Source organism: Streptomyces sp. NPDC001787 (assembly GCF_040297465.1).
In the GTDB taxonomy this organism is placed as follows: Bacteria; Actinomycetota; Actinomycetes; order Streptomycetales; family Streptomycetaceae; genus Streptomyces.
The window spans coordinates 20,551-34,812 of sequence record NZ_JBEOZE010000028.1; the positions used below are offsets into that span (position 1 = coordinate 20,551).

The 14,262-nt window shown below is 73.2% G+C and carries 10 protein-coding genes; 4 read left to right on the plus strand and 6 right to left on the minus strand.

Annotated features, from left to right (window positions below):
• Positions 1–77: 77 nt before the first annotated feature.
• The 5 genes from ABT170_RS30730 to ABT170_RS30750 all read right to left on the minus strand — a co-directional run bounded on the left by ABT170_RS30730 (position 78) and on the right by ABT170_RS30750 (position 8,747).
• A complete protein-coding gene (locus ABT170_RS30730; RefSeq protein WP_329941030.1) occupies positions 78–1,007 on the minus strand; it encodes a hypothetical protein in 930 nt (309 codons plus the stop codon).
• A 124-nt stretch (positions 1,008–1,131) separates the two neighbouring features.
• Positions 1,132–2,658, minus strand: a complete 1,527-nt coding sequence (locus ABT170_RS30735; RefSeq protein ID WP_351872785.1) for a hypothetical protein — start codon at positions 2,656–2,658, stop codon at positions 1,132–1,134.
• 187 nt (positions 2,659–2,845) lie between these two features.
• Complete coding sequence (locus ABT170_RS30740; protein WP_351872788.1) at positions 2,846–6,508, minus strand: hydantoinase B/oxoprolinase family protein; 3,663 nt, start codon at positions 6,506–6,508, stop codon at positions 2,846–2,848.
• Positions 6,509–6,671: 163 nt separating this feature from the next.
• Entirely contained in the window at positions 6,672–8,090 is a 1,419-nt protein-coding gene (locus ABT170_RS30745) for a HEAT repeat domain-containing protein (RefSeq protein WP_329941027.1), read from the minus strand.
• A gap of 264 nt (positions 8,091–8,354) precedes the next feature.
• Positions 8,355–8,747, minus strand: coding sequence for an ankyrin repeat domain-containing protein (locus tag ABT170_RS30750; RefSeq protein WP_329941026.1), 393 nt, complete (start codon positions 8,745–8,747; stop codon positions 8,355–8,357).
• A 311-nt stretch (positions 8,748–9,058) separates the two neighbouring features.
• Between ABT170_RS30750 and ABT170_RS30755 the strand changes: the two genes are divergently transcribed.
• Positions 9,059–9,253: a hypothetical protein gene (locus ABT170_RS30755; protein ID WP_073722514.1), complete on the plus strand. Its 195-nt coding sequence runs from the start codon at positions 9,059–9,061 to the stop codon at positions 9,251–9,253.
• A gap of 38 nt (positions 9,254–9,291) precedes the next feature.
• A complete protein-coding gene (locus ABT170_RS30760; protein WP_351872793.1) occupies positions 9,292–11,100 on the plus strand; it encodes a hypothetical protein in 1,809 nt (602 codons plus the stop codon).
• Between the two features lie 86 nt (positions 11,101–11,186).
• Here the strand turns inward: ABT170_RS30760 and ABT170_RS30765 are convergent, their stop codons facing one another.
• Positions 11,187–12,686 (minus strand): SCO1417 family PLP biosynthesis transcription factor, encoded by a 1,500-nt coding sequence (locus tag ABT170_RS30765; RefSeq protein WP_329941024.1) that lies wholly within the window; start codon positions 12,684–12,686, stop codon positions 11,187–11,189.
• A 103-nt stretch (positions 12,687–12,789) separates the two neighbouring features.
• Between ABT170_RS30765 and yczE the strand changes: the two genes are divergently transcribed.
• Entirely contained in the window at positions 12,790–13,458 is a 669-nt protein-coding gene (gene yczE / locus ABT170_RS30770; protein WP_329941023.1) for a membrane protein YczE, read from the plus strand.
• The gene (locus ABT170_RS30775) at positions 13,455–14,219 is read left to right on the plus strand and encodes a glycerophosphodiester phosphodiesterase family protein (RefSeq protein ID WP_329941022.1); all 765 of its coding nucleotides are present in this window, start codon (positions 13,455–13,457) and stop codon (positions 14,217–14,219) included. Before yczE ends, ABT170_RS30775 begins: the two co-directional genes overlap by 4 nt.
• The last annotated feature ends 43 nt before the right edge of the window (positions 14,220–14,262 follow it).

Below are 14,262 nucleotides of genomic sequence, written 5' to 3' on the forward strand. Positions count from 1 at the left end.
GGAAAGCGGGTGCGGAGCGGCGGTTGCGGAGCGCGGTGGCGGGGCGGCGGGTGCGGGGCGGCGGTTACGGGTCGGCCTCAGGCGTGGAAGGGCAGGCCCGCGTCGGCGGCCAGCTCCAGGCTGTCGGGGTCGGGCGGGGGCAGCAGCGTGGCCGTGCCGTCGGTGACGGGGACGACCCCGAGGTCCAGCAGCTCGGCCATGGCGGCGCTGCCCGCCATGTCGCGTACCTGGAGCTGGTAGCGGGCGGTGGTGCGGTAGGCGCCGCCCGCGTCGTCCCCGGTGCGCTGGAGGAAGCCGGAGTCGGTGAGGAAGGCGACGGCCTTGCCGATGATGCCGGTGGTGGAACCGGCCAGCCGCCGGGCGTCCTTGGTCGCTCCGGTGGCGCTGCGGCGGGCGTAGATCCGCCACCCGGCCTCCAGTCCCGGGGCGTCGGTGGCCGGGTCGCTGTTGTCGCCCTGCTCCTCGGCGCGCTCCTCCAGCCGGTGGCAGGCCTGACGGACGAACGCGTCGACCCCGTTGACCGTGATGCGGCCGATGTACGCGTCGTCGGCGAGGTCCTCGGGGCGGGGGAAGGCCATGGCCGCGACGGCGAGGTGGGCGAGGCCGTGCAGGAAGCGGTCGGCGGCGTCGGAGGAGGCGCGGCGGGCGTAGTCGCCCATGCGTACGGCGAAGACCGAGTCCTCGCCCGCCGTCACGGCCATGCCGGCCCGGGTGGACACCTCCAGGACGATGAGTCCGAGCCCGGTGGCGACGGCGTCGGCGAGCCGGGCGAACGCGGGCTCCTCGCGGTAGCGGCGGAGCAGTTCGGCGTACTCGGCATCGCGTGCGGGGAGCAGCTTGGGCTGGAGCCCGAAGGAGACCAGCCGTGCGGCGTCGGCGGCGTCGGCCGGGGTCACCGGCGCGCCGGTGACCGTATCGGCCGCCGGCGCGGGGTCGGTGCTGTGCGTGGCATGCGTGCCGGACGGCTCGCCCCACACGTCGGTGTGCTCGGCGTGGTGGTCGCTCACGGCCGTGGCTCCTTGCTGCGGAAAGTCTTCGGTACGGGGCGGGGCCCGAGTCGTACGGCACGGCGGGGCGCGGGTCCTACGGGTCGGTGTCCGGGCCCGGGTGGCGCGGGGCGGGGGGCGGCGGTCATGAGGCCTCCTTGCGGTCGGCGGCCATGCCGGCCGCGTCCAGCAGAGCGGTGCCCACTATCAGGTCGGCGCCGCCGAACTCCGGGTCGTCCAGCTCCGTACCGTCGTCGACCGCGAACAGCAGGCGCCGCTCGCCCTGGCGGTAGGCGGTACCGACGGGCGGGCTGGCCGCGTGGACGGCGAGCAGGGCGACCAGGTACGGCAGTTCGGGATCGCTGAGCCGGGCCTCGGCGAGCAGTCCGGAGAGCCGGCGCGGTGCGTCGTGCTCCAGGTCGAGCAGGGTCATGGCACTCGCGAGCTGGTCCTCGCTGAACCGGCTGTCGTCCGGCGTGGCGATCAGATCGGGCTCGGGCATCTCCGCGCCCAGGTGCTCCCGCTCCAGGGGCGGGGTGAGGAGCATGTCGACCAGGTCTCCCACGCGCACGGACGTGGGGGTGCGCAGTCCGGTCCCGTGCGCGAAGAAGGCGTCGGTGGCGCGGATCGACTGTTCGACGGGGAGCGGGAGCAGCGGGGCGACCAGCTGGCCGTACAGGTCGAGGCCCATCCGGGCGGTGGGGGCGGCGAACGCCTGGCGGTCCTGTTCGGCGCGGAACAGCGGTCCCGCCTCCAGCAGCCGGGACTGGAGCTGGGTGTGGCGGCGGATGCAGTCCTTGACGATGTCGACCAGCTCGGCGGCACGCCGCTTGTGCTCGGGCTCCTCGGCCTCGTCACGCGCCTTGCGGATGTTGGTGAGGATCGCGTTCTCGTGGCGGTAGCGGTCGGCCACGTGGTCCAGGGCTTCGTCGATCATGTCCGGGACCGTGTTGAGCCAGTCGACCGCGCGCACATTGCGCCGGGTCGCCTCCAGGGTCCTGCGGAGCGTCTGCGCGTACTGCACGGTGCGGTAGCGGGCCTGCTCGGCGGCGAGCTGGGCATCGGCGAGACGGCCGCGGCTGATCAGGACCTCCAGTTTCACCTCGGCGGCGATCTGGGCGCTGGTGACGTCGGTGTCCAGGGCGCCGACGAGGACGTTGACCGCCTCGTCGGTGGCGCGGAGGTAGACGGTGCCGCCGTACCCCGGGACCTCTTCGATCAGCTTGAAGTCGTAGTCCCGGCGGACGTAGACGCCGTCCGGCCCGAAGGTGCCGTACACCGCGCGGAATCCGCGGTCGACGCTCCCGACGTTGATCAGGTTCTCCAGGACCCAGCGGGCGACCCGCTCGTGCTCGGCGACGGGGCGCCGCGGGGCCTGCGCGCCCACCCGGGGCAGGAGTCTGGCCACTATCTGGTCGTGGTCGGCACCCGTGTCGAAGTCCATGTTGAGCGTGACCAGGTCGATGGCGGCGAGGGCGACCTCCGCCATCGCGTAGACCGTGTACTCACCGGCCAGGTTCGCCTTGCGGACGTCGAGATCGTGCAGCGGCGCCGTGCAGGCGAGCGCGCGCAGCCGCCGTGAGAGCCCCTCGTCGGCGGCGGGGCCCGGGGCGGGCCGCGGCCCCGCGCTGAGCTGGGGCGCAGCGTTGTCCGTGTAGGCAGGCGAAGTCACGTGGGACAGATTAGGTCCTCGCACTGACAACGGTCGAAACGGCGCAGAAGCGACCGCCCCGGCCGGGGTGTTCCGTGAGCCGGGAGCTGCCCGGTGCACCGTACCGGACGACCGGCGCGCACGGCGGGGAACCGGCCCGCGCAGCGTACCGGGACCGCCGCGCCCACGGCGGGGAACGGGAGCCGCGTCACCCGGCGGGCGGCCCGTATCCGCCGCCTCCCGGCGTGCGCAGGACCAGGACGTCCCCGGCTTCCAGCCCGATGGTGTCGCAGCCCTTCAGCTCCGTGACGGTCCTTCCGTCGGCGCGCTCGATGTGCTGGCTTCCCAGCACACCCGGTCCGCCGCCCGCCATGCCGTAGGGAGGGACGCGCCGGTGCCCGGAGAGCAGGTCCAGTGTGACCGGTTCGAGGAAGCGGATCCGGCGCTCCACGCCCCGGCCGCCGTGCCACCGGCCCGTCCCTCCGCTCCCCTCCCGCACCGCGAAGCTCTCCAGCAGGACGGGCAGGCGCCACTCCAGGACTTCGGGGTCGGTGAGCCGGGAGTTGGTCATATGGGTCTGTACGGCGTCGGTGCCGTCGAAGCCCTCCCCCGCTCCGGAGCCGCTCGCGACCGTTTCGTAGTACTGGACACGGTCGTTGCCGAAGGTGACGTTGTTCATGGTGCCGGACCCCTCGGCCTGTTCCCCCAGGGCCGCGTAGAGGGCCCCGGTGATGGCCTGGGAGGTCTCCACATTGCCCGCGACGGTCGCCGCCGGAGCGACGGGGGACAGCATCGAGCCCTCCGGGACGCGTACCTCCAGGGGTTTGAGGCAGCCGCTGTTGAGCGGGATGTCCTCGGTGACCAGGGTCCGGAAGACGTACAGGACGGCGGCCATGACGACGGACGTGGGCGCGTTGAAGTTGCCCGTCTGCTGGGGCGAGGTGCCGGTGAAGTCGAGTACGGCGCCGCGGGCGGCCCGGTCCACTCTCAGCGCCACTTCGATCACGGCGCCGTTGTCGGTCTCGTAGCGGCAGGAGCCGTCGTCCAGCCCGGCGATGATCCGGCGTACGGATTCCTCGGCGTTGTCCTGGACGTGGCCCATGTACGCCTCGACGACGTCCGCTCCGAACCGGTCCACCATGCGGCGCAGTTCGGTGATGCCCTTCTCGTTGGCGGCGATCTGGGCGCGCAGGTCGGCGAGGTTGGTCTCCGGGGCGCGCGAGGGGTAGGGGGCGGAGGTGAGCAGCTCCCTGGTCTCGGACTCGCGCAGCCGGCCGTCACGTACCAGGAGCCAGTTGTCGAACAGCACGCCCTCCTCCTGGACGGTGCGGCTGAAAGCGGGCATGGAGCCGGGGGTGATGCCGCCGATCTCTGCGTGGTGCCCGCGCGAGGCGACCAGGAATCGCAGCGTGGCCCTCGCGCCCCCGGCCCCGCCCCGGCCCTCGCCCTCGTCCCCGCCGTCGTCCCCGTCGCCGTCGATGTCGAACACCGGCGTCACGACCGTCACATCGGGCAGGTGGGTGCCGCCGTGGTACGGGTCGTTGATGGCGTACACGTCGCCGGGGCGCATCGTTCCCGCGTTGCGCCGCAGGACCTCCTTGATGGACTCCCCCATCGAGCCCAGGTGCACCGGAATGTGCGGCGCGTTGGCGATGAGGTTGCCCTCGGCGTCGAAGAGGGCGCAGGAGAAGTCCAGCCGCTCCTTGATGTTGACGGAGTGGGCCGTGTTCTCCAGGCGCACGCCCATCTGCTCGGCGATCGACATGAAGAGGTTGTTGAACACCTCCAGCATCACCGGGTCCACCTTGGTGCCGACCGCGGTCCGGTCGGGGCGCGGGCGTACCCGGGTCAGGACCAGATGGCCGGTCGGGCTGCCGGCGGCCTGCCAGCCGGGGTCGACGACGGTGGTGGCATCGTCCTCGGCGACCACGGCGGGGCCGGTCACGGTGTCCTCGGGGCGCAGGTCCTCCCGCCGGAAGAGCGGGACCCGCCGCCATCGGCCGTCGGCGTACATCCGTACCGTGTCCCGGCGCCGCGGTGCGCCCCCGCCCGCCGCGGCGCCGGGCCGGTACGGGGTGTGCGGCCCGGCCGTTCCGGTCGCCTCCACCGAGACCGCCCCGACGACGAGCGGCTTGTCCGTCGTGAAGCCGTAGCGGGCCCGGTGGACGGAGGTGAACTCCTCGGTCATGGCGGCCACGGTGTCCAGGGCGACGGGCAGCGCCGCGTCCGTGCCCGCGTACCGCAGCAGCACCCGGGCCCGGGTGCTGACGGCGGAGTCGGGGATCCCGTCGGCACGGAGGTCGGCACGGGTGCGGCCGGCCAGGCGGGCGCAGAGCCGGTCCACCCGCTCGCGGACGGGCTCGTCCAGCTCGGCCTCGACGGACTGTTCGCGCATCGCGGTGGCGTCGGCGAGGCCGATCCCGTACGCGGAGAGCACCCCGGCGAGCGGCGGTACGAGGACGGTGTCGATGCCGAGCGCGTCGGCGACCGCGCAGGCGTGCTGGCCGCCCGCTCCGCCGAAGGCGGTCAGGGCGTAGCGGGTGATGTCATGGCCGCGTTGCACGGAGATCTTCTTGACGGCGTTGGCCATGTTCAGTACGGCGATCTCCAGGAATCCCGCGGCGGTCTCGGCCGCGGTGGGCCGGTTCCCGGTCGCCCCGGCCACCTCGGCGGCCAGGGCGTCGAAGCGCTCGCGCACCAGGTCCGCGTCGAGGGGCAGGTCCCCGTCCGGTCCGAAGACTGCGGGAAAATGGGCCGGCTGGACCCGGCCGAGCATCACATTGGCGTCCGTGACGGTGAGCGGTCCGCCGCGCCGGTAGCAGGCCGGGCCGGGAACGGCGCCCGCCGAGTCGGGGCCGACCCGGTAGCGGCGGCCGTCGAAGTGCAGGAGGGACCCGCCGCCCGCCGCGACCGTGTGGATGCGCATCATGGGCGCGCTCATCCGGACCCCGGCCACCTGGGTGCCGAGCTCCCGCTCGAACTCGCCCGCGTAGTGCGACACATCGGTGGACGTACCGCCCATGTCGAAGCCGATGACCCGGTCGTATCCCGCCTGCTGCGACGTGCGGGCCATTCCGACGACTCCGCCGGCCGGTCCGGAGAGCACGGCGTCCTTGCCGCGGAAGCGGGCGGCCTCGCGCAGGCCGCCGTTGGACTGCATGAACATCAGCCGGATTCCGGGGAGTTCGGCCGCGATCCCGTCGACGTACCGGCGCAGGACCGGCGAGAGGTAGGCGTCCACGACCGTGGTGTCGCCGCGCGGTACGAGGCGGATCAGGGGGCTGACCTCGTGGGAGCTGCTGACCTGGGTGAATCCCGCCTCGCGGGCGGCGTCGGCGACGGCCCGTTCGTGGGCGGGGTGGCGGTAGCCGTGCATGAGGACGACGGCGGCGCTGCGCAGTCCGTCGGCGTACGCGGCTCTCAGCCCTTCCGCCACCGGGGCGAGGTCCAGGGGCCTGACGGTCCGTCCCCCGGCGTCGATCCGCTCCGGGACCTCGATCACCCGGTCGTGGACGGACTCGGGGAGCACGATATGCCGGTCGAAGAGGCGGGGGCGGTTCTGGTACGCGATTCTCAGCGCGTCCCGGAAGCCCTGGGTGATGAGGAGGACGGTGGGTTCGCCGCGGCGCTCCAGCAGGGCGTTGGTCGCCACGGTGGTGCCCATCTTCACGGCCGCGATCCGGTCGGCGGGCACCGGGTCGGCGGGGCCCAGACCGAGCAGCAGCCGGATCCCGGCGACAGCCGCGTCGCGGTAGCGGCCGGGGTCGTGCGAGAGGAGCTTGCGGGTGATCAGACGGCCGTCGGGGTGACGGCCCACCACATCGGTGAAGGTGCCGCCCCTGTCGATCCAGAACTCCCAGCGTCCGGTCATTCCGCCATTCTGGCCCGGGGCGCGGGGGCGGGCGGGCAAGGACTTCGCAGGGCGTGGCGCAGTCCCCTCCCGACGCTTCCGGTGCCCGGGTTCCCCCGTCGGGTGACCGGAATCCCGCCCGGGCGGTCACCGCCCGGCGCGCGCGTCCGGGCGTTCGCGCGGGTCAGACAGCCGGTGCGTCGGGCCCGATCCTGCTGCGTACCGCGGTCTGCACCTCGGCCTCCTCGGCCGGGTCCGCGGCCAGTCGGCGCAGGCGCTCGGCGACCCGGATGTCCCCGGTCTCGGCGTGGAGCGCGGCGAGCTCCCGGGTGGTCTCCTCGCAGTCCCACAGGCACTCCACCGCGAATCCGGTGGCGAAGGAGGGGTCGGTGGCGGCCAGCGCCCGCGCGGCCCGGCCGCGCAGGTGCGAGGAGGACGTCTCGCGGTAGACATGGCGCAGCACGGGTGCGGCGCAGGCGATGCCCAGGCGGCCGGTGCCGTCGACGAGGGTCCACAGCCGCCGGGCGTCGGCGCCGTCGCCGCGTACGGCTTCGCGCAGGGCGCCGAGGACGAGCGGGGCGTCCTGGGCCGTTCCCCGGCAGGCGAGGATCCCGGCGGCCGAGGCGCCGAGCGCGTCGGGCCGGTGGGCCCAGCTCCGCGCCCGGTCCACGGCGGCTTCACCGGGCATCCGCTCGAACGCGGCGACGGCCGCTTCGGCGACGGAGCGCGCGGGGCTGAGGGCGGCGGCCTCGATGAGGTCGAGCACGGCCGGGTCCTGGGCCTCGACGAGATAGTGCAGCGCGGCGCAGCGGGCGCCCTCGGGGCCGCTGCGGGCCGCCTCGACGATCATCGGCCGGTCGTCGGGGCCGGCGACCGCGGCGAGGCAGCGGGCGGCCGGGACGTGCAGTTCGCTGCCGCGTTCCAGTGCCTGCTGGGCCCAGTCGAAGACGGCCTGGACGCTCCAGCCGGGGCGCGGGCCGCCGGGGCGCATCTGGCGCTGCCACCGGTCGAACGAGCCCTGTTCGGTGGCCGCTCTGACCCGGGCGCCGACCTCGTCGCGCGGATCGTCGGCCCACAGCCGCCAGGGGCGCGGTTCGAAGGCGTCACGTACGGCGACGGCCAGGTCGGCGGCGCCTTCCTCGGTGGCCGGGAAGCGGCCGAGGACGGGCACGGCCAGTGAGCGCAGTCCCGCGTCGTCGTCGCGCAGGGCGAGCTCGTCCAGCGCCCAGGCCCAGTTGGCCCCGGTGGCCGCGTACCGCCGCAGCAGCGCCAGGGCGTCCTCGCGTCCGTAGGAGGCGAGGTGCCCCAGGACCGCGAGCGCCAGGCCCGTACGGGAGTCCTCGGTGTCGAGGTGGTCCTCGGGATCGCGCAGGTGCCGCTCGATCTCCTCGATGCCGCCGTCGAGATCGAGGTACAGGCGGGCGTAGTAGAGGGAGCGGTTCTCGACCTGCCAGTCGTGCCGCGGATCGCTCAGGACGCAGTGGTTGAGGGCCGCGAGGGCCTCGGGGCGCGGTGCGGCGAGTGCGTGGAGCGTGCCGTCGCCGCGGCCCCTCTGCAACAGGCCGAGCAGGGTGCCGCTCGGCGCTATGAACGGATCGAACATGGAAAATGCCTCACATCAAGCTGTCGACGCAACCGGGACTGTGCCGTTCCACGTGCCCGAAGGCACTATGCCGCGCAGCAACATGATCGGCCGACCGCCGTCTTCTGCCTGGTGTAGACCATCTTCCTCTGCCTCTCGTCGGTGGTCCGGAGCGGACCCGCGACGTCATGATGACCCAGCCATTTCGCCACCGCGACCACATTTACGACGGACCGGTCACGGGACATACCGGCGGGCATGCCGCACGGCTGGCCCGCGGGCGCCTCAGCGGGCACCGAAGAGTTCCAGCAGGTCGGCCTTGCCGAACATGCGCGCCGTGTCCAGCGCGGACGGCGTTCCGGCGGCCGGATCGGCGCCGGCGGCGAGCAGCGCCTCGATCACGGTCCGCTCGCCCTTGAAGACGGCTCCGGCGAGCGGTGTCTGCCCCCGGTCGTTGGCCCTGCCGGGGTCGGCGCCGCGGGCGGCGAGGGCGGTGACCGCCGCCGCGTGCCCGTGATAGGCGGCGAGCATCAGCAGCGAGTCCCCCCGGTCGTTGGTGAGGTTGGCGGGCACGCCCGCGTCGACGTACGCGACGAGCGCGTCGGTCTCACCGCGGCGGGCCAGGTCGAAGACCTTGGCCGCCAGCTCGACCACCTCGGGATCGGGGGTTTCGCTCATCGGACGGACCGCCTTCCATAACCGTTCATGCTGCCGCTGACCAGGTGGGGTGCACGGCACAGGGCCGTACGAGTGAATCGACAGGGTACTGCTCCGGGTCCGACATGACCCGGCCCGGATGCGGCAACACATCACCGCGAGTGACTCCTGCCCGGCTCGGGAGCCGAAATGCCCCTCCGGGCAACCAACTTCCGTCTGCCAATCAGGTGAAAATCACGGCTTTTCACCTGATTGTCCTCTTTATCGTATAGATACTTCCTGTGAGCCTGGAAGGACTCATGGTGACTGTCCCCCCAACCAGGAGAACACTCATGATCCTTTCCATCTCGGGCGTCGTACTGCTCGGCATCATCGTCTTCCTGTTCTTCAAGAAGGACGGACTCAAGGCGTCGCACGCCCTCATCTGTGCCCTGTTCGGCTTCTATCTGGCCGGCACCGCCATCGCTCCGAGCATCACAGCGGGCGGGGCGAGCCTCGCCGGCCTGCTGGGCGGGATCAAGTTCTGACGCTCCGCGACCGCTTCCACCCCCTTCAGGAGACAGCTGTGGCCCGGCGACCACTCCCCCGCATTCTGACCAGCGGCAGCGCTTCGATCGCTCGCAGTCGAGAGTTCGCGCGCACGGCCGCCGACAGCGCCACCGACGTGCTCCAACCACTGATCACGGTCACCCGTGGTCTGCGGCTGCTGGCCGTGGCGGGCCGGCGGAGGTGGGTGGCGACCCCCAAGGAACGGCGCGGCCCCATGCTGTTCCTCGGTGCGGCCTGTGTACTCGTGGTGGCGCTCATCCCGTACGGGCCCGGACTGGCCGTGATCACGGTGATGGGCGCTGCCGCGTGGATGGGCCGGGAACGCACCCCGGTGAGAACCGGGCCCGACGAGGCGGAGACCGGGCGGCTGCAGTCGCTCTACGACGCGCTCGTGCCCTACTTCTCCGTGGCCGACGACCCCGGTCCGCTGTTCTCCCACGGCGGTGACTGGGAAAAGGTCTTCAGCGGCTACACCTTCGACGGCGACGGGCGCCTCACCCGCCTCCAGGTCTCGTACCCGGCGTACTTCACCGACGGCGAGGAGTCCTCACGGGCCCGGATCGAGCAGTTGCTGCACGCCAAGTCGGGCCGTGGCCGCGAGTACCGCTTCGCCTGGGACGAGGAGACCAACCAGCTCGTGATGACCGTGCTCGGCCCACTGCCCACCTCCATCGCGGCCCAGCGCTTCGTCACCTCCCCCGGCGAGACGGTCCTCGGCTTCACCGACGCGGACGCGGTCCGGCGCACCGTGCCGGTACGGGACGGCGAGGAGACCCGTGACGCCTCCCCCGTCGTCTGGCGGACCGGCGCCCGCTCCACGGAACCGCATCTGCTGGCCGTCGGGCAGCCCGGCAGCGGCACCACGACCCTGCTGCGCTCCATCGCCCTCCAGGCCCTCCAGCACGGCGACGTCCTCGTCGTCGAAGGCAGCGGAACGGGTGAGTACGGCTGTCTGACCGGGCGGGCCGGAGTCCTCGCCGTGGAGTGCGGGCTCTCCGGAGCGCTGGCGGCCCTCGAATGGGCCGCGCACGAGACGGAACGGCGCCTGATCACCGCCAACCGCGCGCGGCAGGCCGGGCATCCCGCCCCCGACGACATCAGGCGCCCGCTCTGGATCCTGCTGGACCGGCCCAGCGCCCTCGGGCCCCTCGCGGCGGCCGACGGGCGGCCCGATCCGCAGGAACTGCTCCAGGTGCCGCTGCGGCACGGCCGGGCGGCGGGGGTCATCGTGGTCATGACCGACCAGTTCGACTGCCTGGACAGCCTCACGGAGACCGTACGGACCCACACCCGGGCCCGGGTCGTCCTCGGCCCGGCCTCGCACGAACAGGCCGAGTCCGTGCTGGGCGTCCGGCCGCACACCACCCCGGCCGCCGAGGTCCCGGCGGGCCGGGGGTACGCCCGGCTCGGCACCGGTCCGGTGCTGCGGCTCCAGGTGCCGGCCACACCGGACCCGCACGACGACGCCACCAGCGAGACGCACCGCCGGGCGGTGCTGGATCTGCTGCCCGGCCACGAGACGCCGCCGGACGCGGACGCCGCCGAACCCCTGCCCGTGTCCGTGCCGGTCGAAGCGATCCCGGCAGAACCGGCTCCGGCGGAAGAACCGGTCCCGGTGGAAGCGGTTCTGGTGGAAGCGATTCCGGTGGAAGCGATTCCGGTGGAAGCGATTCCGGTGGAAGCGATTCCGGTGGAAGCGGTTCCGGTCGGGACCGGGCCCCTCGGCACGGTGCCCGTCGAGGCGGTGTCGAGGGATGCCGTACCGAGGGGCGCCGGGGCGCCGGAGCCGGCGGGCAAGCCACGGCACGCGGTCGCAGAGGGATGACGCCCCCGTCCCGTAAGGCGCCGGGCGGACAGCGGGTCTCCGGGTCCGCCGTCCGTGCGATGCCGTACGGGACGGGGCCGGGGCGCTCAGGCCACGAAGCTCCGCGGGGTCTCCACCCCGGCGCCCGCACCCGACCTCACCAGTTCGGCGGCGGCGGCGAGCCGCACGGCCGCCTCGTCCGCCACCGGGCCGCCCACCGTGAACGGCAGCCGCACATAGCCCTCGAACGCCCCGTCCACGCCGAACCGGGGACCGGACGGCACCCGGACGCCGACCCGCTCGCCCGCCACCGCCAGCCGGGACCCGGAGAGGCCGCCCGTACGTACCCAGAGGGTCAGCCCGCCGCGCGGCGTCTCGAACTCCCAGTCGGGCAGTTCCCGGCGCAGCGCGGCGATCAGGTCGTCGCGGTTCTCCCGGGCCTGGCCGCGCCGGACCTCCACCGCCTGCTCCCAGCCGCCGGTCCGCATCAGCCAGTTGATGGCGAGCTGTTCCAGTACCGGTGTGCCCATGTCGGCGTACGCGCGGGCGGCCACCAGGCTGCGGATCACATCCGGGGCGGCCCGCACCCAGCCGATCCGCATCCCGGCCCAGAACGCCTTGCTCGCCGAGCCCACGGTCACGACGGTGCTGCCCGCCGGATCGAAGGCGCAGACGCGGCGCGGCATCCCGGTGTCGGCGTCCAGGCGCAGTTCGTTCATGGTCTCGTCGACGACCAGGACCGTACCGGCGGAGCGGGCCGCGTCGACCAGGGCCCTGCGCTGCTGTTCGTCGGCCAGCGCGCCGGTGGGGTTGTGGAAGTCGGCGACGACATAGGCGAGCCGGGGGGCCGAATCGCGCAGCACCTGCCGCCAGCGGTTCATGTCCCAGCCGCGCAGCCCCTCCTCCATCGCCACCGGCACCAGTCGGGCGCCGGCCTCGCGCATCAGCTGGAGGATGTTGGCGTAACTGGGCGACTCCACCGCGATGCGCTCGCCGCGTCCGGCGAAGAGGTGGCAGATGGCGTCTATCGCGCCCATGGCGCCGGTGGTGACCATGATCTGTTCCGGCATCGTCGGAATGCCGCACTCGATGTAGCGGTCGGCGATCATCTGCCGCAGCGCGGGCAGACCCGCCGGGTAGTCACCATGGGTGTGCGCGTACGGAGGCAGCTCCTCCAGCGCGCCCTGGACGGCGCGGGTCAGCCATGGCTCGGGGGCGGGCAGCGAGGCGCAGCCCAGATCGATCATCGAGCCCAGCGACTCCGGGGGCAGCGGTTCGAGTCCGCGGGCCGGCAGCGGATTGCCCGCCGGGACCGCGGTCCAGCTGCCGGCGCCGCGGCGGGACTCCAGGAATCCCTCGGCCCGCAGGGCCTCGTAGGCGGCGGCCACCGTGGTCCGGCTGAGGGCCAGGGCCAGGGCCAGTTCGCGTTCGGCGGGCAGCCGGGCGGCGACCGGGACCCGGCCTTCGAGGACGAGCAGCCGCACCCCGTCGGCGAGCGCCCGGTAGGCGGGCGGCCTGCGGCTGCCCGGTCCGGCCGGCCGGGGCTGCTGGGCCTGGAGCTGCCGGGCGAGCTGCGCGGCCCCCACCGTCGAAGTCCATTGCACCATCGAAATCAGTCCACCTTCCTCGGATTGGCCATGGTTGGTGGCCAATCCCCCGCCCCAGAGTAACCATGAAGCAGTCCACAACCACCACATCAGGGGGCACCACTTGTTCAGGACCACCACCCCGAGCGGAACCCACCTCACGCGGCGGCTGGTCCAGCTGTACGTCGGTCTGGCGTTGTACGGCGCGAGTGCGGCCCTCCTGGTACGTGCCGGGCTGGGCCTGGAGCCGTGGGGCGTACTGCACCAGGGCCTCGCCGAACTGACCGGCATATCCATCGGCGTCGTCTCGATCATCGTCGGCGCGGTCGTCCTGCTGCTCTGGATCCCGCTCCGGCAGCGCCCCGGGCTCGGCACCGTGTCGAACGTCTTCGTGGTCGGCCTGGCCATGGACGGCACCCTCGCCCTGCTGCCCGAGGCGCACGGGCTCGCGGCGAGGATCCCGCTGATGCTCGCGGGCATCGTGCTCAACGGGGTGGCGACGGGGCTGTACATCGCGGCCCGGTTCGGCCCCGGCCCGCGCGACGGGCTGATGACCGGACTGAACCGGGTCACCGGTCATTCCATCCGGCTGGTCCGCACGGCGATAGAGGTGGCCGTCGTGGTGACCGGCTTCCTGCTCGGCGGCTCGCTCGGCGTCGGCACGGTCCTCTACGCGCTGACGATCGGCCCCCTCGCCCAGATCTTCCTGCGGGTGTTCGCCGTCCCCGCGCCGGCCGAGGGCCCCGGGGACGTTGCCGCCACGACACCGGAGCAGTCCATACTGCCGCAGTGAACTCAGCACGCCACCCCTATCTGGACCACCCCACGACGATCCCGTTCGCCCACCGCGGCGGGACGGCGGACGGGGTGGAGAACACCGCGGCCGCCTTTCGCAGGGCGAGCGCCGCGGGATACCGCTACTTCGAGACCGATGTGCACACCACGGCCGACGGGCGGCTCGTCGCATTCCACGACGCCACGCTGGACCGGGTGACGGACGCGCGGGGCCGGATATCGCAGCTGCCGTGGAGCGAGGTGAGCAGGGCCAGGGTGGCGGGCAGCGAACCGCTGCCGCTCTTCGAGGAACTGCTGGAGGAGTTTCCCGAGGCCCGCTGGAACGTCGATCTGAAGGCGGAGTCCGCGCTCGCGCCGCTCCTCGCCCTGATCCGCCGGACCGGCGCCTGGGACCGGGTGTGCGTCGGCTCGTTCTCGGAGGCGCGGGTGGCCAGGGCGCACCGCCTGGCGGGTCCGCGGCTGGCCACGTCGTACGGCGTGCGCGGGGTCCTCGGCCTGCGGCTTCGCGCGTTCGGCATCCCGGCGGCGCTGCGCGCGGGCGCCGTGTGCGCGCAGGTCCCCGAGCGCCAGAACGGCATCCGGGTCGTCGACCGGAACTTCGTCCGCACCGCGCATGCGCGCGGGCTCCAGGTCCATGTCTGGACGGTGAACGAACCCGAACGGATGGCGGCGCTCCTGGACCTCGGAGTGGATGGCATCATGACCGATCACATCGAGACGCTGCGAACGGTGCTGAACGAGCGGGGGGCCTGGTCCTGACGCCGGCCCGTCCACGTCCGTACGGGGTCGATCGAGGGGGCGC

What these genes read in the sequence shown, in the direction of transcription:
- ABT170_RS30755 (WP_073722514.1), top strand. Translation starts at nt 9,059, where the DNA reads ATGATCCTTTCCATCTCGGGCGTCGTACTGCTCGGCATCATCGTCTTC.
- ABT170_RS30745 (WP_329941027.1), bottom strand. Translation starts at nt 8,090, where the DNA reads ATGTTCGATCCGTTCATAGCGCCGAGCGGCACCCTGCTCGGCCTGTTG.
- ABT170_RS30765 (WP_329941024.1), bottom strand. Translation starts at nt 12,686, where the DNA reads ATGGTGCAATGGACTTCGACGGTGGGGGCCGCGCAGCTCGCCCGGCAG.
- ABT170_RS30740 (WP_351872788.1), bottom strand. Translation starts at nt 6,508, where the DNA reads ATGACCGGACGCTGGGAGTTCTGGATCGACAGGGGCGGCACCTTCACC.
- ABT170_RS30750 (WP_329941026.1), bottom strand. Translation starts at nt 8,747, where the DNA reads ATGAGCGAAACCCCCGATCCCGAGGTGGTCGAGCTGGCGGCCAAGGTC.